This window comes from Nonomuraea sp. NPDC050394 (assembly GCF_044459065.1).
In the GTDB taxonomy this organism is placed as follows: Bacteria; Actinomycetota; Actinomycetes; order Streptosporangiales; family Streptosporangiaceae; genus Nonomuraea.
Genome location: NZ_JBITIO010000027.1, coordinates 20,965 through 44,643 on the forward strand (window position 1 = coordinate 20,965; position 23,679 = coordinate 44,643).

At 70.1% G+C, this 23,679-nt stretch carries 24 protein-coding genes; 18 read left to right on the forward strand and 6 right to left on the reverse strand.

Translation table 11 applies throughout. The features are described 5' to 3' along the window. The first annotated feature begins 2 nt into the window (after positions 1–2). From ACIBKY_RS52270 to ACIBKY_RS52285, 4 genes are all read left to right on the forward strand, one after another. Positions 3–146: a hypothetical protein gene (locus ACIBKY_RS52270; RefSeq protein WP_397109698.1), complete on the forward strand. Its 144-nt coding sequence runs from the start codon at positions 3–5 to the stop codon at positions 144–146. Between the two features lie 67 nt (positions 147–213). Continuing rightward, positions 214–696: a cation:proton antiporter regulatory subunit gene (locus tag ACIBKY_RS52275; protein WP_397109700.1), complete on the forward strand. Its 483-nt coding sequence runs from the start codon at positions 214–216 to the stop codon at positions 694–696. A gap of 12 nt (positions 697–708) precedes the next feature. After that, entirely contained in the window at positions 709–1,869 is a 1,161-nt protein-coding gene (locus tag ACIBKY_RS52280) for a cation:proton antiporter (protein WP_397109702.1), read from the forward strand. 10 nt (positions 1,870–1,879) lie between these two features. Then, complete coding sequence (locus ACIBKY_RS52285; protein ID WP_397109704.1) at positions 1,880–2,446, forward strand: class I SAM-dependent methyltransferase; 567 nt, start codon at positions 1,880–1,882, stop codon at positions 2,444–2,446. A gap of 138 nt (positions 2,447–2,584) precedes the next feature. Here the strand turns inward: ACIBKY_RS52285 and ACIBKY_RS52290 are convergent, their stop codons facing one another. Then, a complete protein-coding gene (locus ACIBKY_RS52290; protein WP_397109706.1) occupies positions 2,585–3,691 on the reverse strand; it encodes an amidohydrolase family protein in 1,107 nt (368 codons plus the stop codon). A 324-nt stretch (positions 3,692–4,015) separates the two neighbouring features. Between ACIBKY_RS52290 and ACIBKY_RS52295 the strand changes: the two genes are divergently transcribed. The 4 genes from ACIBKY_RS52295 to ACIBKY_RS52310 are packed head-to-tail and all read left to right on the forward strand — an operon-like array spanning position 4,016 to position 8,538. After that, positions 4,016–5,227: an amino acid ABC transporter substrate-binding protein gene (locus ACIBKY_RS52295; RefSeq protein ID WP_397109708.1), complete on the forward strand. Its 1,212-nt coding sequence runs from the start codon at positions 4,016–4,018 to the stop codon at positions 5,225–5,227. After that, on the forward strand, positions 5,224–6,102 hold the full coding sequence (locus ACIBKY_RS52300; RefSeq protein WP_397109710.1) for a branched-chain amino acid ABC transporter permease: 879 nt from the start codon (positions 5,224–5,226) through the stop codon (positions 6,100–6,102). The genes ACIBKY_RS52295 and ACIBKY_RS52300 overlap by 4 nt, the downstream gene beginning before the upstream one ends. Beyond that, a complete protein-coding gene (locus ACIBKY_RS52305) occupies positions 6,099–7,826 on the forward strand; it encodes a branched-chain amino acid ABC transporter ATP-binding protein/permease (RefSeq protein WP_397109712.1) in 1,728 nt (575 codons plus the stop codon). The genes ACIBKY_RS52300 and ACIBKY_RS52305 overlap by 4 nt, the downstream gene beginning before the upstream one ends. Before the next feature lie 10 nt (positions 7,827–7,836). Further along, positions 7,837–8,538, forward strand: a complete 702-nt coding sequence (locus ACIBKY_RS52310) for an ABC transporter ATP-binding protein (protein WP_397109814.1) — start codon at positions 7,837–7,839, stop codon at positions 8,536–8,538. Positions 8,539–9,400: 862 nt separating this feature from the next. On the opposite strand, the gene ACIBKY_RS52315 is transcribed toward ACIBKY_RS52310, so the two are convergent. After that, positions 9,401–9,760, reverse strand: coding sequence for a hypothetical protein (locus ACIBKY_RS52315; RefSeq protein ID WP_397109714.1), 360 nt, complete (start codon positions 9,758–9,760; stop codon positions 9,401–9,403). Between the two features lie 640 nt (positions 9,761–10,400). Between ACIBKY_RS52315 and ACIBKY_RS52320 the strand changes: the two genes are divergently transcribed. From ACIBKY_RS52320 to ACIBKY_RS52340, 5 genes are all read left to right on the forward strand, one after another. Beyond that, complete coding sequence (locus ACIBKY_RS52320; protein ID WP_397109716.1) at positions 10,401–10,655, forward strand: hypothetical protein; 255 nt, start codon at positions 10,401–10,403, stop codon at positions 10,653–10,655. A 167-nt stretch (positions 10,656–10,822) separates the two neighbouring features. After that, positions 10,823–11,164: a hypothetical protein gene (locus tag ACIBKY_RS52325; protein ID WP_397109718.1), complete on the forward strand. Its 342-nt coding sequence runs from the start codon at positions 10,823–10,825 to the stop codon at positions 11,162–11,164. Between the two features lie 116 nt (positions 11,165–11,280). Beyond that, the gene (locus ACIBKY_RS52330) at positions 11,281–12,237 is read left to right on the forward strand and encodes a D-alanine--D-alanine ligase family protein (RefSeq protein ID WP_397109719.1); all 957 of its coding nucleotides are present in this window, start codon (positions 11,281–11,283) and stop codon (positions 12,235–12,237) included. Further along, positions 12,234–13,625 (forward strand): UDP-N-acetylmuramoyl-tripeptide--D-alanyl-D-alanine ligase, encoded by a 1,392-nt coding sequence (gene murF / locus ACIBKY_RS52335; RefSeq protein WP_397109721.1) that lies wholly within the window; start codon positions 12,234–12,236, stop codon positions 13,623–13,625. The genes ACIBKY_RS52330 and murF overlap by 4 nt, the downstream gene beginning before the upstream one ends. An 11-nt stretch (positions 13,626–13,636) precedes the next feature. After that, on the forward strand, positions 13,637–14,329 hold the full coding sequence (locus ACIBKY_RS52340) for an aspartate/glutamate racemase family protein (RefSeq protein WP_397109723.1): 693 nt from the start codon (positions 13,637–13,639) through the stop codon (positions 14,327–14,329). A 15-nt stretch (positions 14,330–14,344) separates the two neighbouring features. Here ACIBKY_RS52340 and ACIBKY_RS52345 read toward each other — a convergent pair whose 3' ends face one another. Both ACIBKY_RS52345 and vanY-N read right to left on the reverse strand, forming a co-directional pair. Next, positions 14,345–16,237, reverse strand: a complete 1,893-nt coding sequence (locus tag ACIBKY_RS52345; protein ID WP_397109725.1) for an AAA family ATPase — start codon at positions 16,235–16,237, stop codon at positions 14,345–14,347. Beyond that, the gene (gene vanY-N / locus ACIBKY_RS52350) at positions 16,221–16,805 is read right to left on the reverse strand and encodes a D,D-peptidase/D,D-carboxypeptidase VanY-N (RefSeq protein WP_397109727.1); all 585 of its coding nucleotides are present in this window, start codon (positions 16,803–16,805) and stop codon (positions 16,221–16,223) included. Before vanY-N ends, ACIBKY_RS52345 begins: the two co-directional genes overlap by 17 nt. Before the next feature lie 191 nt (positions 16,806–16,996). On the opposite strand from vanY-N, the gene ACIBKY_RS52355 reads away from it, so the two are divergent. The 3 genes from ACIBKY_RS52355 to ACIBKY_RS52365 are packed head-to-tail and all read left to right on the forward strand — an operon-like array spanning position 16,997 to position 19,669. Continuing rightward, positions 16,997–17,671 (forward strand): response regulator, encoded by a 675-nt coding sequence (locus ACIBKY_RS52355; protein ID WP_397109729.1) that lies wholly within the window; start codon positions 16,997–16,999, stop codon positions 17,669–17,671. 7 nt (positions 17,672–17,678) lie between these two features. After that, a complete protein-coding gene (locus ACIBKY_RS52360; protein WP_397109731.1) occupies positions 17,679–19,181 on the forward strand; it encodes an ATP-binding protein in 1,503 nt (500 codons plus the stop codon). Further along, positions 19,178–19,669: a hypothetical protein gene (locus tag ACIBKY_RS52365; protein ID WP_397109733.1), complete on the forward strand. Its 492-nt coding sequence runs from the start codon at positions 19,178–19,180 to the stop codon at positions 19,667–19,669. The genes ACIBKY_RS52360 and ACIBKY_RS52365 overlap by 4 nt, the downstream gene beginning before the upstream one ends. Here the strand turns inward: ACIBKY_RS52365 and ACIBKY_RS52370 are convergent. Then, positions 19,644–20,771: an FAD-dependent oxidoreductase gene (locus ACIBKY_RS52370; RefSeq protein WP_397109735.1), complete on the reverse strand. Its 1,128-nt coding sequence runs from the start codon at positions 20,769–20,771 to the stop codon at positions 19,644–19,646. The two genes, ACIBKY_RS52365 and ACIBKY_RS52370, sit on opposite strands and share 26 nt — an antisense overlap. A 53-nt stretch (positions 20,772–20,824) precedes the next feature. On the opposite strand from ACIBKY_RS52370, the gene ACIBKY_RS52375 reads away from it, so the two are divergent. Together ACIBKY_RS52375 and ACIBKY_RS52380 are read left to right on the forward strand one after the other, a co-directional pair. After that, positions 20,825–21,520, forward strand: coding sequence for a TetR/AcrR family transcriptional regulator (locus ACIBKY_RS52375; protein ID WP_397109737.1), 696 nt, complete (start codon positions 20,825–20,827; stop codon positions 21,518–21,520). Between the two features lie 70 nt (positions 21,521–21,590). Next, positions 21,591–22,946, forward strand: coding sequence for a glycoside hydrolase family 1 protein (locus tag ACIBKY_RS52380; RefSeq protein ID WP_397109739.1), 1,356 nt, complete (start codon positions 21,591–21,593; stop codon positions 22,944–22,946). Positions 22,947–23,056: 110 nt separating this feature from the next. Here the strand turns inward: ACIBKY_RS52380 and ACIBKY_RS52385 are convergent, their stop codons facing one another. After that, positions 23,057–23,491 (reverse strand): hypothetical protein, encoded by a 435-nt coding sequence (locus ACIBKY_RS52385; protein ID WP_397109741.1) that lies wholly within the window; start codon positions 23,489–23,491, stop codon positions 23,057–23,059. Positions 23,492–23,679: the final 188 nt, after the last annotated feature.

Sequence of the window (23,679 nt, forward strand, 5' to 3'; positions counted from 1 at the left end):
AGGTGCGCAGGCTCAAGGCCGACCTCGGACAGCAGTCCGGCGACCGAATGTTCGCGCCGGTCGAGCAACTCCAGGATCCTGACGCGGGCCGGGTGGCCGAGCGTCTTGAAGAACTCCGCCTGGAGCTGGTAGAGCGGCATTGGTAATTTGCGCAATTGGTGCTGACCACCCCTTCCGGCATCACGGCACATGGCGTTCAAGAACGGAGACCCCATGGAGATCGAGCAGACGGCGTTGCCGGGCATCGGGCTCAAACACGAGTTCACCTCCCGCGCGGGCCGCAGGATCGGGGTGGTCTCCCATCGCACCGGCCGCCGCGATCTGATCATCTACGACCCCGACGATCCCGACAGCGCCCGCGAGGACATCGTCCTGAACGACGATGAGGCCGACGCCCTGGCCGAGCTCCTCGGCGCGCCCCGCATCGTCCAACGGCTCAACCAGCTGCACAAGCAGGTCGAAGGCCTGGTCAGCGTCCAGCTGCCGATCACCGACGCGAGCCCGTTCGCGGACCGGCAGATGGGTGAGGCGCGCGTGCGTACCCGCACCGGCGCCTCCATCGTGGCCGTCGTCCGCACCGGGCAGGTCATCACCAGCCCCGCCCCCGACTTCGTCCTGCTGGCGGGCGATGTCATCGTCGTCGTCGGCACGGCCGAGTCCACGGCGGCGGTCGCCGAGATTCTCGCCACCGGATAGAAAAGGCACCGCGTGCACCACACCGCCATCCTCATCCTCGAACTCGGCGCCATCATCCTCGGCCTCGGCGTGCTCGGCGCCTTAGCGGTTCGGGCCGGTATCTCCCCGATCCCGCTCTACCTCGTGGCCGGGCTCGCCTTCGGCCAGGGCGGCATTCTCCCCCTGGCAACCAGCGGCGAGTTCATCGCCACCGGGGCCGAGATCGGCGTCATCCTCCTGCTGCTGACCCTCGGCCTGGAGTACAACGCCTCTGAGCTCGTCACCTCGCTGCGCGGCAACGCCCGCGCCGGCCTCGTGGACCTGGTGCTCAACGCCGCGCCGGGCGCGATCCTCGCCCTGCTGCTCGGCTGGGGCCCCGTCGCCGCCGTCGCGATGGCCGGCGTCACCTACGCCACCTCCTCCGGCATCACCGCCAAAGTCCTGTCCGACCTGGGCTGGATCGGCAACCGGGAAACCCCCGTCGTCCTGTCGCTCCTGGTCTTCGAAGACCTCACCATGGCCCTCTACCTGCCTATCCTCACCGCCATGCTGGCCGGAGTCAGCTTCGCCGGCGGCGCCGTGACCGTCGGCATCGCGCTGGCGACCGTCAGCGTCGTCCTGCTCATCGCGCTGCGCTTCGGCCACTACATCGAAAAGTTCGTCGCCAGCCCCTCCAGCGAGGTCCTGCTCCTCAAGGTGATCGGGCTCGCGCTCCTGGTCGCCGGCATCGCCACCAAACTCCAGGTCTCCGCCGCCGTCGGCGCCTTCCTCGTCGGCATCGCCCTGTCCGGCGAACTCGCCCACGAAGCCCGCACCCTGCTCGCCCCGGTACGCGACCTGTTCGCCGCCGTCTTCTTCGTCTTCTTCGGACTGCAGACCGACCCCGCCGCCATCCTGCCCGTCGCCGGACTGGCCATCCTCCTGGCCGTCGTCAGCATGATCACCAAACTGCTCACCGGCGCCTACGCCGCCCGCCGCGCCGGGATCGCCAAAGCCGGCCAAGCCCGCGCCGGCATCGCCCTCATCCCCCGCGGCGAATTCAACATCGTCATCGCCGGGCTGGCCGTCGCCGCGGGAGCACACCCCGACCTCGGGCCGCTGGCCGCCGCCTACGTCCTCATCCTGGCCGCCTTCGGGCCGCTGGCCGCCAAACTCGTCCAGCCGCTGATCACCGCGATCGCCCGCCGTACCTGACACTGAAGGCATGGGGCGGTTCGAACGCTGGGCGGCGGGCTACGACGACAGCCTGCCGGCCGCCGTGAGCGAGCCCGTACAGGCCGCCCTGCTGGACCTGCTGGACAGCCACCGGCCGCCACCCGGCGTGCTGGTGGACGTGGGCTGCGCCACCGGGCGCCTGCTCCGGCGCGCGCGCGAGCGCTATCCGGACGCGCGCCTGATCGGGGTGGACGCCGCCCACGCCATGCTCACCGCCGCCCGCCCCCGCCCGTCCGGTTCCGGGCTGGTGCGGGCGCGGGCGGAACGGCTGCCGCTCACCGACGCCGGCGCGGACGTGGTCACCGCCACCTTGAGCTGCCGCCACTGGCACGACCTGGCCGCCGGGCTGCGTGAGATCGCCCGCGTGCTCGCCCCCGGCGGGGTGTTCGCCTACGCCGACCTGACCCATCCACCGCCTCGCCGCCTGTACTCCCGCCAACGCCCCGACCGCCTGTCCCGCCATCTGGCCGCCGCCGGGCTCGCGATCCAGGCGCAGCGCGTGATCAGCGGGACGGTGCTGTTCCCTTGGTTCCGCCTGGTCATCGCCGGGAGATGACGCCCGTGCCGAGCGGCCCGTCTCCGGATCAGCATGGATGGGGAGCGCTCCTTCGGCTGGACCCGCGGCAGGCCGCCGAGGGAGTCTCTTGCGGGGCTCCCGGCCGGGGCATCGTCCGGCCGGGAGCCCTCGGTCGTCTCAGTGCGCTGCCGCGGGATCGGACAGGTCAGTCTGGGGGCGGATCAGGCGTTCGGCGTTCTTTCTGGCGATTTGCCGGCGCTCATGCTCACGCAGCCCGGGAATCGCGGCCAGCGTTCGCTGTGGGGTGGGGTCGCCCATGTCGAAGGGGTAGTCGGTGCCCAGCAGGACACGGTCGAGTCCGACGAGGTCGATCAGCGTGCGGACTCTGCCGGGCGAGTGCAGCACGGTGTCGTAGGAGAGCCGGCGGAGCAGTTCCAGCGGGGAGGTCCTGATGTGGTCTCCGCCGTAGACACGGAAGCCGCGTTCGAGCCGGCCCGCCTGGTAGGGGAGGAATCCGCCGCCGTGGACGAGGCAGATCCGCAGATCCGGGTGGCGATCCAGGACACCGCCGAACATGAGCCGGGCGATGGCGAGTGTGGTGTCCGATGGATTCCCCACGAAATTGCCGAGCCGGTGGGGGAGCTGGACGCGGGCGGATGCCGAGGGGTGGATGAGGACGAGGGCTCGCAGGTTCTCGGCGGCTTCCCAGAACGGTTCAACACTGTCGTCGTCGAGGTTGCCGTTGCCAGTGTCTGTGGAAATTTCCACACCGGCCATGCCCAGCCGCTCGACGGCGTAGACCAGTTCGTCCGCGGCACCGGCCGACTGCAGCGGGACGGTGGCCATGGGGGTGAAGCGGTGCGGCGCCGTCCGGGTGGTCTGCGCCATGGTTTCGTTGTGCACCCTGCTGTACCAGCGCCCGGCCGCGTCCGGCAGGTGGTAGCCGGTCAGGCCGATGAACGGTGACAGCAGCTGACGTTCGACGCCGGTGCGGTTCATGGTCGCGATGCGGGCGGCGAGGTCGGATAAGCGCGGATCGAGCGGACCGGTGGTGACGGAGCCGAGCCGGATCCTGGTCTCCCCCGGGGATTCGATGACCTCGATGTCGTACGCCGATCCCCGCGCCTTCAGCACCGGTATGAGGCCGTTGGGTACACCGTGCGCGTGGACGTCGATGCCGATGAGCTCCGTGGTGGACGCCATAGCCGACGTGGAGCTTCCGGCGGCGGCGAACGCCGCGGCGGTGGCCCCTGCGGTGAGCAGGGTGCGCCTGTTGACACTCATGATGACTCCTCGATCGCAGCAACGGGAAGCCGCCGAGAACCGCGATCGAGCCCTGGGTTTGACAACGGGAATGTAAGGTCAGGGCGCGGGCGTGTCAACGATGCCGGCAGGCTCCCGGCTCGCCGCCGGCGAACATCGTGAGGCCCGCAGGACCGTGGCCCAGTCCTTCGAGCGGCCCAGGATCGTGGAGCCCGGCCACCAAGGCAGCGACGACAGGTGCGCATTCGATTGCGCCAGCCTATCCAGGCTCCTTCTCCTATTGACAGCGAGCCAGACCGCTTTCATGCTCCTCCGTAACGCAATCGATTGCGTAGGGAGAAGGCCATGAGGCGGATGGCGCTGGCCGCGGCGACGGTCCTGGCACTGGCGGCCTGCGGTCAGCCGCCCTCGGCGCAGCGCGGTGGCGGCGGAGATCTCGTCATCGGGATCTCGCTGCCTCTCAGCGGGGACTTCGCGCAGCCGGGTGGCGAGGCCAAGCGTGGCTACGAGGTCTGGCGGGACCTGGTCAACGCCAAGGGCGGCATGCTCGGGAGGAAGGTCCGGCTGAAGATCGTCGACGACGCCAGCAACCAGGACACCGTGGTCGCCGACTACACCAAGCTGATCACCCAGGACCGCGTCGACTTCGTGCTGGGTACGTTCTCCTCACTGCTCAACTACCCGGCGTCGGCGGTTGCCGAGAAGAACCGGATGGTGTTCATCGAGCCGGCGGGCGGCGCGGCCAAGATGTTCGAGCGCGGCTTCAAGCACCTGTTCTTCGCCCAGCCCGCGGCCTCGGGCCACCAGGCGGACGTGTTCGCCGAGTGGATCAGGTCGTTACCGGAGAACCGGCGCCCGAAGACGGCCGCGTACCCCAGCCAGGACGACCCCTTCGCCAAGCCGGTGATCGACTCCCTGCGCGCCCAGCTGGAGGCCCAGGGCGTCAGGACCGTCAACACCGATGTCTATCCCGGCGACACGACCAACTTCCAGACGCTCGCCACGACCCTGGGCACCCTCAAGCCCGACCTGATCGCCCAGGGGGCGGTCTTCGAGGACGGTGTGGGCCTGGTCAGGGCGCTCAAGCAGCTCGGCTACTCACCCAAGATGCTCTTCCAGACCAGCGCCCCCAGCAACGGCGAGCAGTACGCCAACGGCGTCGGCACCGCCAGTACCGAGGGCGTGCTGTACACGGTGAGCTGGAACGAGAAGGCGAAGACGCCGCTGAACGCGGAGTTCGTGGCCGCCTACCGCAAGGCCCACGGCAACGCCCCGCCCGCGGAGGACGCCGCCGACGCCTTCGCCGCCGCCCAGGTACTGCAGGCGGCGACGGAGAAGGTCGGCGCGGTGGACCAGGAGAAGATCAGCGCCTGGCTGCACGCGAACACGGTCGAGACCATTCTCGGCCCGCTGAGCTGGATGCCGACCGGCGAGCCGAAGGGCTCGTTCATGCTCGCGCAGTGGCAGGGCGGCACGGTCGAGGTGATCGCCCCGAAGAACCTGGCCACCACGGCGAACGTGGTCAACCCCAAGCCCGGCTGGAAGGCGGCTCGATGACCCAGTTCGTCCAGGCGGTCGCCCTGGGCCTGCTGATCGGCGGCGTCTACGCGCTCATGGCCTCCGGCCTGACCCTGATCTTCGGCGTGATGCGCATCGTGAACATCACCCACGGCGCGTTCCTGGTGCTGGTGGCGTTGGCCACCTGGTGGCTGTGGCGGCGGACGGGCGTGGATCCGATCATGGCGGCGGTCGTCACCACGCCGCTGATGGCGGGGCTGGGCTGGCTGATCCACCGGCTTCTCGTCTCGCGCGTCAAGGACGCCTCGCCCGCGATGTCCGTGCTCCTCACGTTCGGCCTGGCGTTGATCATCGAGGGGCTACTGACGATCATCGCGGGCAACCGGTTCCGCTCGGCCACGCCGCCGTACTTCGAGGAGTCCTTCGGGATCGGCGCGATCTCGCTGCCGAAGGCGCAGGTGTTCGGCTTCCTGGCCGCCGTCCTCGTCCTGGGAGCACTGTACGGCGTGCTGACCGGGACCTGGACCGGCCGGGCCATCCGGGCGGCGACCCAGAACCCGGCGGGCGCGGCGCTGGTGGGCGTGGGCGCGTCGGGTACGGCGGCGCTGGCCTTCGCCCTGGGCACGGCGACGGCCGGGGTGGGCGGTTCGATCCTGTCGGTGCTGTATCCGTTCTTCCCCGCCTCCCACTACGAGTGGATCTCCAAGCTGCTCGGGATCGTGGTGCTCGGCGGGATGGGCAGCCTGCCGGGCGCGCTGGCGGGTGCGGTGATGCTGGGACTGGCCGAGACGCTGACCGCCACGTACGGCTCGCTGACCTGGTCGACGCTGGTGTTCTACCTGGTGATCATGGTGGTGCTGCTGTTCAGGCCGCAGGGGCTGTTCGGCGCCCGGATTCGGGAGGACGCGGCATGAGGCGGTGGGTGGTTGCCGGGTGCCTGGCGGTACTGGCCGCCTACCCGGTGGTGAATCCGTGGCAGCCGTATCCCCAGGCCGTGCTGCTGCTGGCGTTCCTGCTGGCGATCCAGGCATCGGGGTGGAACATCATCTCGGGGTATGCCGGATACGTCTCGCTGGGGCATGGCATGTTCCTCGGGCTCGGCGCCTACACGGCAGGCATCCTGTCCGTGAATCTCGGGATGAATCCGCTCTGGGTGGCGCCCATCGGCGGCATCACCGCGGTGGTGGTCGCGCTGGGCATCGGGTCGGTGGTGCTGAGGACCCGCGGGCACGCCTTCGTGATCATCACGATCGCGATGCTGCTCGCGGCGCAGATCCTGGCCACCAATGCCCGCGGCCTCACCGGGGGTTCGGACGGCCTGGCGCTCGAACTGCCCTTCTGGAGCCGCGACTACCAGAACCTCCCGTTCTACTACCTGTTCCTCGGGCTGCTGGTGGTGACGGTGGCCTTCAGCGGGTGGCTGCGCCGTACCAAGCTCGGCACGGGACTGGTGGCGATTCGTGAGGACGAGGGCAAGGCCGGTTCGATCGGGGTGAACACCACCCGGTTCAAGGTCACCGCCTACGCGGCGAGCGCGTTCTTCATCGGCGTCGCGGGCGGCGTGTACGCCTATTTCCTGACCTTCGTCAGTCCGACCGGCGCGTTCTCCATGCTCGGCAGCGTCACGATCGTGCTGGCGGCGCTGCTCGGCGGGCGCGGGACGCTGTACGGGCCGGTGCTGGGCGCGTTCCTGGTGCAGTTCCTGAGCGAGGCGGCCACCGTCTACGGCGGCACGCAGTCACGGGTGCTGATCTTCGGGCTGGTGCTGGTGCTGGTCGTTCTCTTCCTGCCGGAGGGAATCCTGCCGACCGTGCGGGCCTGGTGGGCCAGGCGGCATCCCGAGCCCGTCGCGTACATCGAACAACAGGTAGCCCGCGGCGTCGTCCACACGCCGAGGCCGCCGGGCGAACCGTTGCTGCAGGTCCGCGGACTGAGCAAGCGCTTCGGCGGCCTGACCGCGGTCGACGACGCGAGCCTGGTCGTCCGGGAGGGCACGATCACCGCGCTGATCGGCCCCAACGGCTCCGGCAAGACCACCCTGTTCAACCTGGTCACCGGCGGGCTCCGACCGGACGGAGGCGAGATCTGGTTCGACGGCCGCCGTATCGACCGGCTGCCGCCCTGGACCCGCGCGCACCTGGGGCTGGGCCGTACCTACCAGGTGACGCGGCTGTTCAAGGAGATGACCGTGCGGGAGAACGTGGTCGCGCCCCTGCCCGACGGGCGCCGGCGCACGATGCTCGCGAACGCGGTCAGAGGGCACGAAGCCGAGCGCGCGAAGGAACTGCTCGACCTGGTCGGCCTGGGCAGGATGGCGCACCAGAAGGCCGGGGCTCTCTCGTACGGCCAGCAGAAACTCGTCGAACTCGCCCAGGTCCTCATGCTCGATCCCAAGCTCGTCCTCCTCGACGAGCCCGCGGGTGGCGTCAATCCGAGCCTGTTCGGCCGCCTGGTCGAGGTCATCCGCGAAGCGAACGCGCGCGGCGTGACGTTCCTGGTGGTCGAGCACAACATCCCGCTGGTGAGCGAGCTGTGCGACCCGGTCATCGTCTTCTCCGCCGGTTCCCCGCTGGTGGAGGGACCGCCCGGCCGCATCAGGCGGGACCCGCTGGTCCTGGACGCCTACCTGGGGGTGTGACGTGCTGACCATGAAGGGCGTCGTGGCGGGGTACGGCGGCGGCCGCGTCCTGCACGGCGTCGACCTGGAGTGCGCCGGGCGGTCCATCACCTGCGTCGTCGGCCCGAACGGCGCGGGCAAGTCCACGGTGCTGCGCGTGCTGAGCGGACTGATCTCCCCCGAGATCGGCGAGATCACCCTGAACGGCACGCGGCTCGGCGGGTGCGGCCCCGAGGAGATCCTGCGCCGCGGCGTGGCTCAGGTGCCGCAGTCGCGGGCACTCTTCCCCGCGATGTCCGTGCGGGAGAACGTGCTGATGGGCGGCTACCTGATCCGCCGCGACAGGAAGCTGCTGCGCCGGCGGCTGGAGCAGGTCGGCGAGAAGGTCCCGCTGGTGGCCGAGCGGGCAGAGGACCGCGCGGGCAACCTCAGCGGCGGCCAGCGGCGGATGGTGGAGATCGCCCGCTGCCTCATGCTCGGCCCGGCCGTGCTGCTGCTCGACGAACCGTCGCTCGGCCTCGATCCGCGCAGCCTGGCCGGCGTCGCCGACCTCATCCACAGCCTCAACGCCGACGGGGTGACCATCCTGCTCGTGGAGCAGAATGTACGGCTGGGCCTGGGTCTGGCCACGCACGGGGTGGTGATGGAGGGCGGCAGGGTCCGCCTCGCCGGAACCGCCCGGGAAATCGCGGACCACCCCGAGATCGCGGCTCTCTACCTGGGAGGCAGATGATTCCGGGGGCCGCTTCGCCGTACCGGCACGACCTCAAGGCCGGGGGCGCGTGAACGCGGGCACGTCCTCCCCCGTCAGATCGGCACGCACCAGCCCCGCCTTTCCCACCCCCGCCCGCCTCGCGATGTCGTCGAGTTGCGCCTCGCCCTCGGACTGGAGCCAGGCCCAGGTGCCGGCGAGGGTGTCGCGCGGCGGGCGCTCAGACCGGCCTCGACGAGCGGGCGCTCTCGTCACGGTTCACGTGATGGGGTGCCGCCCAGGACGAGCGGTTTCATGTTTTGTCAGATCATGGAGGGGTCGAAGGGGATGGGAGCGAGCCGGTAGTCCTCAGGGGCTCGGCGCCCATCAGGTGGCGGACCAGGAAGTCCCAGCGCCGCCGGGTCACATAGTGCTGATAGCCGACCATCAGGTGCTCCACGCCGGGCACGATGAGCCGCAGGCGCTCGGCGTGGGTGGTGTTCGACGCCTGCCCGTAGACCTCGCGGTCGTAGGGGCCCAGGTAGGACTCGCCCCTCGATCATGTTTGCCGCGCGTCCCGGGCTTCGCGGACGCCAGGACGGTAGCCGCGCATCAGGTCGGCGGCACTGGCTTCGGGCAGGTTCCTCTCCGGGACGCCCCCCCGGAGAGGGTGACGCGTTCTCGTCGCGGGCCCCGCGTCATGGCTGTCGGATGCGCCCGCCGAAGGGAGGTGCGCCTGGCTGTCCGGGTGGGACAAGGCCCGGACATGAGGAGACCAGACGGGAAGCTCGGGCGCGGATTGAGCTTCAGGTCATGGCTTGCATGGGCGGTCGGTCGTACGTGTTCGTGATGTGGTCCGCGCGCGCCTCCGGTGTGACGCGTGCGGCCTCCTCCAGGTAGAGCGTCAGTCGGCCGATCTGCGGCGCCGGGTCTGGGATCGGAGCCAGAACAGAGACGCGGTGATACAGCCGGTGGTGGTTGCTGCTGCGGCGACGGCGATAAGCCAGGGTGGGGCGGTGGCCAGCCAGAGCAGTATGCCGATTCCCGTGCCGGGGACGAGGCCGGCGAGCGCGATCAGCAGGATGGACAGGGCCGGTCCGAAAGAGGCGTCATCCCTCGATTCTGTGGTGATCGTGAAACGCAGGTTCTTCAGGTCAAGATCAACGTTGATCTTCTGGCGGGCGGGCAGTACGTCCGCGCGCGAGGTGGGCTCACCTTCCTCTTGCGTCAGATCTGTGTCGGCGTCGACTTTTGATTTACGCACTGGCGGGTGGCTTTCTGATCATTGCCTGCGCTGGCGCGCGGCAGGTAAACGAACAGCGACTAACCCCTTCGACCAGCACACACAGTGCACCTCACGTGCCTGGGCGTGGTCTCCAGGCCGCACTGTAGCACCCAACATCACGTCAAGGCCACATCACACGCACACGATGCGATGATTACGTATGTCTTCCTGCAGTCTTCTGCACGTAAAGAAGCAGCTAACATGCAGGTAATTGCTTGACGTACGATGTATGCCTGCGTACTGTGGTGCGCGTGCATCCCGACGAATTAGTTGGAGGTCGTATGTCCCCGCATCCCTCGAAACGCAGGTGGAGATCGGTGTCAGATCTACCACCCACGTGACGCACCATCGTTCTACGAGCGCGCCGCCGGCGCCCCAGGCCCAGCGTGCCCCCCTCCGCGAGTGAAACCTTCCTCCGCGAGGCTTTGGGCGTTCGCGCCACCAAGAGCGCGCCGAATATACGCAGGTCGACTGCGCGATCGACCACCCCTCCCCACCAACCTGACATTTCAATCGTTCCCCCCGGACGCAGACAGACGTGTGAGCTCGATCCACGTTGGTCTGTCTGGCTGTGCGACTGGCGAAGCACGACACAGCCCCTTATCGCGAGGGATCACGAATGACCAAGAACGGACCTGCTGTCGACGGGACTCCCACCACTACAGCGAAGCTTGAGCGCGTCACGGTCAACCTGACCCAGCGCGCAGCTCGCGCACTGGAAGAGGCAGTGGAGTTGTCCGGCGACAGCAAGACCGACATCATCAATCGCGCTCTGCAGGTCTACGCCTACCTTGAGCGCATCGACCACGACGGCGGCAAGGTCTACGTCCATGACCCCGATCAGGAACACCCTGAGCGCCTGAGATTCTTCTAGGCCCGCCCTGTCTCCCCGTTCGTCAGAGCCCGCCTTCTCGCCTGATGAACCAGATCCGAAAGCGAACCGTTGACGAGATCACTCAGACAACCACGGAAGCCGCCCTGAAGCGGCGTGTAGCCCGCACAACGATCGCCGTGTGGCCCGACATCACCTGACCGGGGTAGGTGAGAGTCGGGCCACCCGCATGTTCGAGGCCGTACGCCGATCTGCCCGCACCCCAGCTCGCGCGGCGCCGGGCCGGCCAGCTCGCGCTGGTAGTCGAGCCGACCCTCGTCGAGCTGGTCCTCGTCGAGCGGCGGGGAGTGGGTCAGCCCGGCCTGCCACGGCGTGACCTGGGCGTGGCGAGCCCGCAGAAGTGCCGCGAACTCTCGGCGTTTCCCGGCTTTCGCCGCCTCCGCCTGGCCGGACCCCATCGTCTCCTTCCCGTTTTCGCCGCCTCCGCCTGGCCGGACCCCATCGTCTCCTTGCTGGTCGAGCTGTCGCTGTGGTCAGGAACTGGACGGTAAATGGCCTGGGAAATGGTCGGCCCGAAGCTCGACACTCGGCAGGCTGAGCCGGCGACGCCGAACACCACGGCGCCGGCGGCGCTGTCTCCGTGTCGCTGAGGAAGGCTGATCAGATCGTGACTCAACGCGTACGTGTGGCCGTACTGGCGGGTGGGCCGTCGGCGGAGCATGAGGTGTCGCTGCAGTCGGCGCACGCGGTGCTCGACGCCCTGCCGAGGGATCTGTACGACCCCGTCGCCGTCATCATCGACCGGCAGGGCAGATGGCCGGTGGAGCTGCGACGCGACCGGGTGGACGTGGTCTTCCCCGTGCTGCACGGGCCGTTCGGCGAGGACGGCGTCGTCCAGGGCCACCTGGAGACCCTGGGCATCCCGTACGTGGGCTGCGGCGTCCTGGCCTCCGCCGTGGCCATGGACAAGGTCGCGATGCGGCGCGCCTTCCTGGCGGAGGACATTCCGGTCACCCCACATGTGTGGTTCACCGGGCACGAATGGCGTACCACCACCGACTCCTGGGGTCTGGTGAAGTCACTCGACTGGCCGATGTACGTCAAACCGGCCGGCATGGGCTCCTCCATCGGCATCTCCCGTGTCACCTCCATGGAGGAACTGCGCGCGGGCGTGGATCTGGCGCTGGCCTACGACCGGGTGGTCATCGTCGAGCAGGAGGTGAACGCGCGCGAGCTCATCTGCGGCGTGCTCGGCGGCCATGACTCTCCGGACGCTTCGGCGCCCGGCGAGCTCATCGTGCCCGGCGAGTGGCTCGACTACGAGGCCAAGTACCTCAGCCAGGCCGAGATCGCCACCATCCCGGTGGTGCTGCCGGAGCGGGTGGCCGAGGACGTGCGTGAGCTGTCCCTGCGCGCCTTCCGGGCGATCGGTGGCTACGGCCTGTCCCGTGTCGACTTCCTCTACGAGGAGGACACGGGACGCCTGTACGTGCTGGAGATCAACACCATGCCCGGCTTCACCTCACGTTCGGTCTACGCCAGGGCGTGGGCCGCGAGCGGTCTCCCCTACCCTGACCTGCTGCGCCGCCTCATCGACCTCGCGTTCGCCAGGAGCGGCTCATGATCCCCATGACGCTCGACACGATCGCGCGGGTCGTCGGCGCCCGCCTGTGTGACGTGCCCGGCCCGCGGGCGCTGGTGACGGCGCCCTCGGCGGTCGACTCCCGGGAGGTCGTGCCCGGCGGCCTGTTCGTGGCGACGGCCGGCGCCCACGTCGACGGTCACGACTACGCGGCCGGCGCCGTCGCGGCGGGCGCCGTCGCCGTGCTGGCCTCAAGGCCCGTCGGCGTGCCCGCCCTCGTGGTCGAGGACGTCCAGCTCGCGATCGGCCTGCTGGCCAAGCACCTGCTCGAACAGATCAGCCCGGCCGTGATCGGCCTGACCGGCTCCGTGGGCAAGACCACGACCAAGGACCTGCTGGCCCAGGTGCTCGAACGGCACGCCGCGACGGTCGCCACCGACAGGTCGTTCAACAACGAGCTGGGGCTGCCGCTCACGGTGCTGCGTGCCGATGCCACCACCCGATACCTGGTGCTGGAGATGGGCGCGGGCCGCAAGGGCGACCTGACGTACCTGACCGGGCTCGCGCCGCCCCAGGTCGGGCTGGTGCTCAATGTCGGCAGCGCGCACGTGGAACGTCTGGGAACCGGGCCGGCCGACGTCGCCGAGGCCAAGGGCGAGCTGGTCGAGGCACTTCCGGCGGACGGGTTCGCGCTGCTCAACGCCGACGACCCGTACGTCATGGGCATGGCCGGTCGCACCAAGGCCAGGATTCTGTTGTACGGCAGGCCGCCGCAGGCACACGTGCGGGCCGAGGACGTGCGGATGACCGATCGCGCGCGAGCCGCGTTCGAGCTGGTGACGCCCTCCGGCCGGGCCCCGGTCGAGCTCGGCCTCATCGGCGAGCACCAGGTGAGCAACGCCCTGGCCGCCGCGGCCGTCGCCACCGCGCTCGGCCTGGACGCCGCCGAGATCGCCGATGGGCTGAACGCCGCCCGGCGCCGCTCCGCGGGGCGGATGGAGATCGTCGAACGACCTGACGGCATCACCGTCGTCAACGACGCCTACAACGCCAGCCCCGAGTCCATGCGGGCCGGGCTGCGGGCGGTGAAGGCGCTGGCCGGCGCCCGCCGTACCGTCGCCGTGCTCGGCGCGATGGGGCAGCAGGCGGACGCCTCCCGCGCCCGGCACGCGGAGATCGGCCGGCTCGTCGCCGACCTCCGCTTCGACGTGCTGATCGCGGTCGGAGCGGGGGATCCGCTCGCACTGGCGGAGGCGGCGGAGTCCTCCGGCCAGGGCGTGGCCGTCCACGCCGCCGATGACGTGGCCGATGCGCTCAGGCTGGCCACCGCGCTGGTCGAACCGGGCGACGTGGTGTTCGTCAAGGCGTCCAGCGAGATCGGTCTCGGCGTCTGTGCCCGTGCCCTGGCCGGGGCCCAGGCGATTCTGTGAAACGGAGTTCCATGCGCACGATCGGTCTCATCGGCGGGCTGAGCTGGGAATCGACGGTGGTCTACTACCAGATCATCAACCAGCGGGTACGCGAGCGGCTCGGCGGCAGCCACTCCGCCAACAGCCTCATCTGGTCGGTCGACTACACGACCGTCGAGGATCTCATCTTCGCCGACCGCTGGGAGGAGGTGAGTACCCTGCTGACCGGTGCGGGCCGGAACCTGGAGGATCTCGGCGCCGACCTCCTGCTCGTCTGCAGCAACACCTTCAGCCGGGTCAGCGACGACGTGGAGCGGGCCGTGAACGTCCCCGTGCTGCACATCGCCGACATCCTGGGCGCCGAGATCCGCGCCGGGGGGATGCGCAAGGTCGGTCTGCTGGGCACTCACTTCACCATGGAGCAGCCCTTCTACCGCGATCGGCTGGCCGCCCACGGCCTCGACGTGGTCGTCCCACGGCGTGAGCAGCGGGAACTGGTCCATCGCGTGATCTTCGACGAACTGGTGCGCGGGGTGCTCAGCGACTCGTCCAGGGACGCGTACACCAAGATCATCGATGACCTCGCGGACGACGGCGCCGAAGGCGTCATCCTGGGCTGTACGGAGATCGAGCTGCTGATCCGCGCGGAGGACAGCTCCCTTCCGGTGTTTCCGAGCGCCCGGCTGCACGCGGAGGCGGCGGCCAGCTTCGCGCTCGCCGACTGACGCGTCCTCTGCGGTTCAGGTGCCGTACAGCTCCCCGTGCCACAGGCCGGCTCGGACGCGTTCGATGCCGGCGCTCAGATGTCGGCGGTAGGTGGTGAGAGGGAGGCCGAGCCGTTCCGCGGCCAGTTCCTGAGTGGGCGTGCCGCGCAGGAACGTGACGGACAGCGCCCGGTGGAGCTTGGCCGAGCGCGGGTCCTCACGCAGGTCGTCGATCGCCTGGCGGAGCAGTTCGCCCAGGGCCGTGGCCGGGTTCTGCCCGGCCCGCTCGGCGAGCAGCCTGGTGCGCGTCAGCGGGGAATCGGCCAGCGCGTCCTTGCGCGGCAACTGGCGCAGCGCCTGGCGAACCGCCGCGGCGAACTCCGCCTGGGACAGCACCGCCAGCGGCGCGACCCCGGGACCGCCGTCGGGCTGCCGGTTCATCCCTTCCAGCCACGCCCGCGCCGGCACCGCGCGCCAGTCGTGGGCGAACAGGGTGTCCGCATCGTCGGAGATGGCCCGCATCCCGTAGCGCTCCGCGTCCTGGATGTAGGACCATGCCATCCGTTCGGAGCGCAGGCAGTCGCCGATCGCCCGGCACCGGATCAGGTCCATCACCGGCGAGTCTCCGCGATACGGCGGCAGCGCCCAGGTCCTGCTGACCGCCAGATGCTCACCGGCGCGCAACGGCGTGGTGGCACGCGCGTGCGCCCACGCCATGGCCACCACCGGGTCGGCCGCCAGCTCCTCCTCGTCGAGTTCCGACAGGCGCAGCCACGCCGTGAAGGCCACGGGCTCGCCGGTTTCGGTCCGTCGATACAGCCGGAACGCCTCCGGCTGACGTTCCGCCCAGAAGGCGGCGCGGCCCGCGGCACCCTCCGCGTCGGCCGCCACCCGCAGCAGCGTGCCGATGTCCTCCTCCCGCAAGGGCTCTTCCCGGAACCGGCCGTCGGCGGGCGAACTCGGGCCCCGGTGCGGGTAGAGCAGTGCCGCCACCGCGCCGGGCACCTCCGCGTCGCGCACCGTACGCACCCTGTCCGCCAGATGCGCGTGGACGCGGTCGTGCATGGCCGTGTATCCCTGGGGATCGCGCCATCGCAGGTCCGCCTCCAGGGCCTGCCGTACCACGTCGTGCGGGAACAGTCCGAGCCTGCCCGGCCGCACGAACGGCAACCGCCGCAACCACCGGAACAACGGCCCGGCGTCCTGCGGCAGGACGGCGCGCAGCAGGTCCTCCGTGGTCGTGTGCGCGTGCGCGCAGATCTCCAGGGCGTGCCGGTGCGCCGCCGAAGGCGGCTCGCCCACCAGCTGGTCCAGCAACGTGGCCACCACGTCCTGATCCGGCGTCCACCGCCCGCCGTCCTTCACCGCCACGGCCGCCCCGAGCAGCAACGCCAGCGGATGACCACCGGCGAAGGCCAGCAGCGGCTCGCGCGACTCGGCCGGCACTCCGGTGGAGTCCAGCAGGGCCCGCGCGTCTCCGGGCCGCAGGTCGCGCAGCGGCAGCACCTCCAGTGCCCCGGCCCATCCGGGATCCGCCCGCCACCGCAGGTCCGGCGGGTTGCGCCCCGCGATCACCACCAGCGCTCCCAAGGGCACCCGCGGCAGGTACCGCTCGCGCAGCCATCCCTCCAGGCCTTGCACGCGCTCGAAGTCGTCGACGAGCAGCACCGCGTCCGTCTCGCGGATCACCGGCACGTGCCCGTCCACCATGGACACCGGCCGGCCCGCCGCCGCGGCCTCGCGGGCGAACCGTCGCAGCAGGGCCGTCTTGCCGATGCCGCCGGGACCGTGCACGTACAGGACGCCGCCGCCGTGCAACGCCGTGTTGAAGACCGCGAGCTCTTCCTCGCGCCCCACGAACGCCGCCTCGCGCGCCGCTCGCAGGCGCCGCCCCAGCAGTCCGGACGTGTTGTCACTCTCCGCCGGCATACCGGTTCCCGTACTCGCTCATGTGGGACACGCCGGGGTGGGGCCGTCGTCGCGGTGGTGTGCCGCGGCGCTCCGGGTGGTGCTCGAAGTGCCACCACTCGTTGTCGTACATGCGGTAGAGGTCGTGGCGGGCGCCGTGTTCCTCCAGCCAGCGCGCGCCCTCGTGAGGGCGTACGTCCAGCGCGATGCCCTTGACGTGGCAGGATTCCGCCGGTGGTAGCACCAGCATGCGGGCCAGGGCCGGGGAGCCGGTGCGGCGTACCTCGTCGTCGAACATCCGTTGCTGGACAAGGGGATCGCGGTGTCCCGAGGTGAGGCCGATGAGCTGGCCGTGACGCCAGAACGCCTCGGTGCGCGCCGCGGTGAACGCCGCCAGGGCGCCCTCGGTGAGCCCGGTCAGGTCCTCGGCGGGGAAGCGCATCCGCAGCGCCCAGCCGCAGGCCAGTTCGCGGGCCCTGCCGGGGTTGCGGGCGAGCGCCACGGGCAGCAGGAGTACGGCGAGCATCAGCGTGACCACGGCGAACAGCCGATCTCGGGGCCGGGATGGGATGGTGCGTGGTTCGTTCATGACGAACTACGATTGGCGCCGAATGTGTGTGCGTCGTCTGTCGTTTGTCACCGTTTGACGACGGCGACCACCGCCGGTGTGACCGTGACACAACCATGACATGGCACGGACGAGCCGGGGACATGACCGGCCGACAGTGGATGGAGTTGACCGGCGGACGAGTTACGGAGCGTGCTGTGGTACTCGGCGGCGTGTCGCGAGTGTTGTTGATCGAGGATGACCCGGCCGTGCGGGAGGGCCTTGAGCTGGCCCTGACCCGGCATGGGCATCGGGTGGGCGCGGTGGAGTCCGGCGAGCAAGGGCTGGAGCGGCTGCGTACGGACCCTCCGGACGTCGTCGTGCTCGACCTGATGTTGCCCGGGATGGATGGGTTCGAGGTCTGCCGCCGCATCCGGGCCATCGGGGAGATACCGATCATCATGCTGACCGCTCGTGGTGACGACATGGACGTGGTGGCAGGGCTGGAGGCGGGCGCCGACGACTACGTGGTCAAGCCGGTGCAGCCCAGGGTGCTTGAGGCGCGCATTCGCGCGGTCCTCCGGCGGATCGGCCGGGACCAGGCGGAGCTGGAGCGGCACGGGGACCTGACCATCGATCGGGCCGGGCTCGTGGTCGCCAACCGCGGCGTCCCGGTCAGGCTCACCCCGGCCGAGCTGCGCCTGCTGCTCGAACTCTCCGGTACGCCGGGCCGCGTGCACAGCCGCCAGCAACTGCTGGACTCGGTGTGGGAGCACGGGTATTTCGGTGATTCGCGTCTGGTGGACGCGTGCGTGCAGCGGTTGCGCGCGAAGATCGAGGACGACTCGGCGGCGCCCGTCTACGTGCAGACGGTGCGGGGGTTCGGGTACCGGTTCGGGCCGGTGTGAGCCGCCGATGACGCCTCGGCCGAGCCTGGGGCTGCGTGCCCGGCTGTTGTCCGCGTTCGCGCTGCTGTGTGTGGTCACCACGGCGGCGGTGGCCGGCGGGATCTACGTCCAGGCCCGCAACGACATCCTGCAGCGGGCCCAGGACGCCGCGTTGCAGGCGATGAAGGGCCGCCTGGAGGCCCTGTTCCCGTTGCGGACGGCGACGCCGGACCAGACCGAGCTCGGCAGGATCGCCGGATCCATGACCGAAATAAGCAGCTCCACGCTCGTCCTCTACCAGAAGGTGTACGCGCAGGTCGGCCCGCCGGAGGGCCCACCGCCGGGCAGCCCGCCCGGCCCGCCGGGCGGGGGGCCGGGCGGGAACACACCGCCGCCCCTGGGTCCCGGTGACATCTCACAGGGTCTCCGGCGGGAAGTGGCCGGCGGCGACATCGCGTGGCAACGCGTCGTGCGGGAGGGCAGGCCCTTCCTGATCATCGGCGCGCCGTTGCTGATCGTCGAGCAGGACCGGACGCGGACCTCGGGTATCGAGGTCTATACCATGACCAGCCTGCTTCCCGAACAGCGCAGCATCGACTGGCTCGCCACGAGCGCCTGGCTCATCGGCGGGGCGGCCATGGCGTTCGCGGTCCTCCTGGCGCTGCTGGCCACCCGTAGCGTGCTGCGCCCGGTGCGCGAACTCGGACGGGCGGCACGCCTGCTGGGCGAGGGCGAGCTGCGGACCAGGATCGCGGTCAGCGGCTCCGACGAACTGGCCGACGTGGCGCGTACGTTCAACGACACCGCCGCGGAGCTGGAACAGCACGTCATGCAGTTGCGGGAGATGGAGGCCGACGCCCGCCGGTTCGTGGCCGACGTGTCCCACGAGCTGCGCACCCCTCTGGCCGCGCTGGCCGCGGTCGCCGAGATCCTCGATGAGGAGGCGGCCCGGCTGCCCGAGACCGCCGGCAAGGCCGCCAGGCTGGTCAGCCAGGAGACGCTCAACCTCACCGAGCTGGTGAACGACCTCATCGAGATCAGCAGGTTCGACTCCGGCGTCGCGGCCCTGACGCTGAACGAGGTCGACGTGGCCGAACTGGTGCCCGCGACCCTGCGTGCCCGGGGCTGGACGGAGCAGGTGCGCACCGAGCTTCCACCCGCGGTGACGGCCCGGCTGGACCCGCGCCGGGTGGACGTCATCCTCGCGAACCTGGTCGGCAACGCCCTGCGCCACGGCGCGCCACCGGTGTCGGTCCGCCTTTCCGCCGACCCGCAGTGGATCACTCTTGAGGTCCGCGACCACGGGCCGGGGCTGGACGACGCGGTGCTGCCACACGCGTTCGACCGCTTCTACAAGGCCAGCGCGGCCAGGACCAGGTCCGAGGGCAGCGGCCTCGGCCTGGCCATCGCGATGGAGAACGCGCGCCTGCACCGGGGCGACCTCACCGTCACCAACGCCCCGGACGGCGGCGCCCTCTTCACGCTGCGTCTGCCACGCCGGGCACACGACCCGGAAGGCGGCTCCGCATGAGGGCGGGCCTGTCCCGCAGTGTGCTGGCCGCGGGCCTGGTGTCGCTCGTCGCCGTGACCGGCTGCGGCGTACGGCCCAGCGACGCCATCTCCGCCGGCCGGCCGCCGAGCGGAGGCGTCGCCGCCCCAGCCATGAAGGTCACGCTCTACCTGGTCAAGAACGGCCGGCTCAGCGTGGTGACGCGGCCGCGTATGCGTCCGATGTTCCTGACCGACATCCTCGGGCTGCTGGTGGAAGGCCCCACCGCGGAGGAACGGGCACGCGACCTCACCACCGACGTCCCGTCCGGAGCCGGCCCGATCGCGGCGACCGTCAAGTCCTCTGACCACCTGGTGCTGAACCCGTCCACCCCGGGCAGTGAACTGTCTCCGCTGGCCGTCCGGCAGATCGTGTGCACCGCCGCCGCGCTGCCGGGGAGCCCCGCCAAGATCTCCGTCGTCGGTGCGGGGCAGAGCGTCGACCCTAGCGACTGCCCGGGGCGGCGGTAGTGCGGATCACGTCGCCGAACGTCTCCTCAAGGTGCCTGGCCGTCTCGTCCTCCGCCTGGCTCATGCGGGCGAACATGGCCTGCTCGTACGCGGCGAGACCGGTCTCGGCGTCGCCGGGATGGGCGGCGATGGCCCTGCCGAGCTCGGCGCCGTCGTACATGGCCTGATTGGCTCCTTCGCCGTTGGGGGGCCGCAGGTGCGCGGCGTCGCCGACCAGGGTCACCCCGGGCGTCCGGTCCCACCGGTGCCCGTCGGGCAGGGCGTAGTGCGGGCGCAGGACCGGCGGGGTGTCGGTGTCGCCGATCAGCGCGGTGAGCGCGGGCGCCCAGCCGTCGAACTCCGCCACGACACGCGTGGCGGCCGTGGCCGGATCGGCGAAGTCGATGCCGTCGAACCACTCCAGCGGCCTGGTGAGCTCCACGTAGGCGTGCAGGGTGTCGCCGCGTTCGCGGTGAGCGGTGATCGTCTTCCCCTCCGCGGGGACGAGCATCATGCCGCCGCCGACCGCCTTCGCGGCGGCCGGGTGCCGCGTGTCGGCGTCGAACAGGTAGGTCTCGACGAAAGACGTGCCCGCGTACTCGGGCACCGCCTCCGACAGCAGCGGGCGGACCCGCGACCAGGCGCCGTCCGCGCCGACCAGCAGGCCCGTGGTGACGCTGCCGCCGTCGGCGAAGATCACCTCGTGGCGGCCGCCGCCTAGGCTCCGGGTACCGGTGACCTTGCGGCCCCACCGGACAGTGCCCTCCGGGAGCGCGTCCAGCAGCATGCGCCGCAGGTCCGCGCGGTGCGCCTCCGGACGGCCGCCCGTGCCGTCGTCGGCCTTCTCGAACAGTACGGCGCCGTCCGGCCCCAGAGCACGTATCGCCTGGCGGCCTTCCAGAACGATGGCGCTGAACTCCTCCATCAGACCGGCCGCCTCCAGGGCGAGTTGCCCGTTGTAGTCGTGGATGTCGAGCAGCCCGCCCTGCGACCGTGCCTCCGGCGACTCCTCGGCCTCGTAGACCTCGGCCGGGATGCCGTGAACGTGCAGGACGCGGGCCAGCGTGAGTCCGCCGAGCCCGGCGCCGATGATCGTGACTGCATTTATGGTGCGCTGTTCCATGTTGGAACACTATATCAACTTGGTTCAGCGCTCCAAGGTGACAGAATGCGGACATGGCAACGCGAGCGCGCCGGACAGAGCGGCGCAGACAGGTGCTCTCCCGCGAGCAGATCATCGATACCGCGATCGAGCTGCTGGACGCGGGGGGCGAGGGTGGGCTGACCGTCCGGGCACTGACCGAGCGCCTTGCCACCGGGTCCGGGGCGATCTACTACCACGTGGGCACCCGGGACGAACTGCTGGACACCGCGACCGAAACCGTCGTCGCCGCCGCCCTGGCCACCGAGCCCGACCGGACTCCGGCCACGCCCGAGGACGAGATCCGCCTCGTCGCACTGGGCCTGTTCGACGCGGCCGCCGTACACCCGTGGCTCGCGACGCGGCTGGCCGTACAGCTCACCCGTAACCCGTGGGGCCCGGTGACCGTGGGGATCTTCGAGAAGATCGGCCGGCAGGTGCGCGCCTTGGGCGTGCCACGAGCCATCTGGTTCGTCGCGGCTTCGACGCTCGTGCACTACATCCTCGGCGCCGTCTGCCAGACCGGCATCGGAGGGGACTCCCCCGGCGCCGAGACCGACGAGGACCGCGAGAGGTTCCTTGAGGCCACGTCGATGGCGTGGCGGGAACTCGACCCCGCCGAATACCCGTTCATCCACGCCGTCAGCGGCCAGATGAGCGAGCACGACGATCGCGACCAGTTCCTCACCGGCATCGCCCTCATCCTCGGCGGCATAGGCAACCCGCCATAGGCGAAGGCGGGCCCTCCGGGGTTAACGTCTGCCGTGAGCACCGGTCCGAACGCCATCTCGGAAGGAAACGATGACCGAAACGCAGCACGACGATGCCCGGGTGGACCCTTCCCTCGACTACGCCTTCCCGCGAGGCTTCCTCTGGGGCGCGGGCACCAACGGCGTACAGAACGAGGGGGCGCCGCTCGCCGACGGCGGCGGCCCTTCCATCTGGCATCCCTGGTCACGCACCCCCGGCAACGTGACGACGGGCGAGACCGCCGAGGACGGACCCGACTTCTACCGGCACTACCGAGACGACCTGCGGCTGATGCGCGGGCTCGGGCTCGGTTCCCACAACTTCGGGATCAGCTGGGCGCGGGTGATGCCCGAGGGCACCGGCACCGTCAACCAGGCCGGGCTGGACTTCTACGACCGGCTGGTGGACGAGACCCTCGCCGGCGGAATGTCGCCCATCTGCGGCATGTACACCTGGGACCACCCGCAAGCGCTCCAGGATCGCGGCGGCTGGCTCAACCGGGACATGGCGCACTGGTTCGCCGAGTACGCCACCGTCCTCCATGACCGCCTCGGCGACCGGGTCACTCACTGGCTGCCGATGTGCGAAATCGTGTCCTTCACGCAATATGCCTATTTCTTCGGCTACTACCCGCCGATGCGGGCCGACGTGTCCCAGGGCCTGATCGCCATCCACCACCAGCTCCTCGGCCAAGGACAGGCCGTCCAGGCGATGCGCGGCCGAGGACAAATCGGCAACTGGCACCTGCTGATCCCCACCGCGCCGAAATCCCCCAAGGAGCGCGACGTCGCCGCCGCGGCCCGCCTGGACGCCTTCTCCAACGGGATCGTCCTGGACCCGCAACTGCTGGGCCACTACCCCGAAGTGCTCATCGACTGGTACGGCGAGGCCTGGCCCCACGCGTCGATCCGCGACGGCGACATGGAGACGATCTCGGCGCCGATCGACTTCATCGGAGTCGACTACTACGGCAGCAGCCGGGCCGCGCACTCCGCCAAACCCGGAGAACTCGCGTTGAAGGTGGCCGACACCTTCGACGAGAACGACCCCGGCGGCCTGCACACCGCGCTGGTCGGCCTGCGTGACACCTATGGAAACAAACCCGTCTACCTCGCCGAGATCGGCACCGCGCGCGACGACCGCCTCACCGACGGCGAGGTCCACGACCACGACCGGATCAAATACCTCCGCGACCACCTGATCGCCGCCCACCGGGCGATCGAGGACGGCATCGACCTGCGCGGCGCGTTCGTCTGGGGCCTGCTCGACGGCTGGGAGTTCTACGACGGCCTGTCACTGCGCTACGGCCTCGTCCACGTGGACCATCAGACCAAGCGCAGAACCATCAAGGCCTCCGGCCACTGGTACCAGACCGTCGCCACCGCCAACGGCCTGCCGTCCGCCTGACCCGTTCCCCCGCCGGCGCCCGTGGCGGCGGGGTTCCAAGGCGAAGGACCCGTCCGGTGCGGCCCGGACGGGTCCAGCGGTGCCGCGGATCGCGTCACGGCCCCGCCCGGTCACCACGTTTCGTGGGTCCATCCCTTACGCCAGCTGCCATAGGTCATGCTGCCCGCGTTGCAGCCCCCGCTGTAGCAGAGCTGGGTGCGCTTGGTGAGCCGGCTGACCTTTCCGGCCTCGATCCCGTAGTAGATCTCCTGGATCGTCTTGGAGCAGGTCCGTTCGACACGGGCCTTCACGAAGCCTGTTTCGCGGTTCAGCGTGTACTTGTAGTTCCCGACGGACCAGGTCCTGATGAAGCTCCCGCCGTACGAGTGCCGCGGAATGTCCTTGCTCGGGATATGAGGAGGGCTGACCTTACAGAGGTTCGCCGTGTTCCGGTAGTACAGGTAATAGGGCGGTGATGCGGTCGTGGCGCCCGCCGCGACGGCCGGGAGCGCGGTGAGGGCGGCCGCGACGATCAACGCGAGCTTGGCAGCCGATCCAGTCTTCATGTGACCCCTTCACGGTGAAATGTCGGCCCGAAGCTATAGTTCGCGGCTTTTGATTGGCTTTTGCGCCATGCCAGGGCGGATGGCACCGGTACGAGCGCCGGCCCCATGGCGGAGCCGTACCTGCTCGACGGCGAGCTTCGAGGGCGTGATTGACATCCTAGAGCATCTATGTTTACTTAATGCCTCTA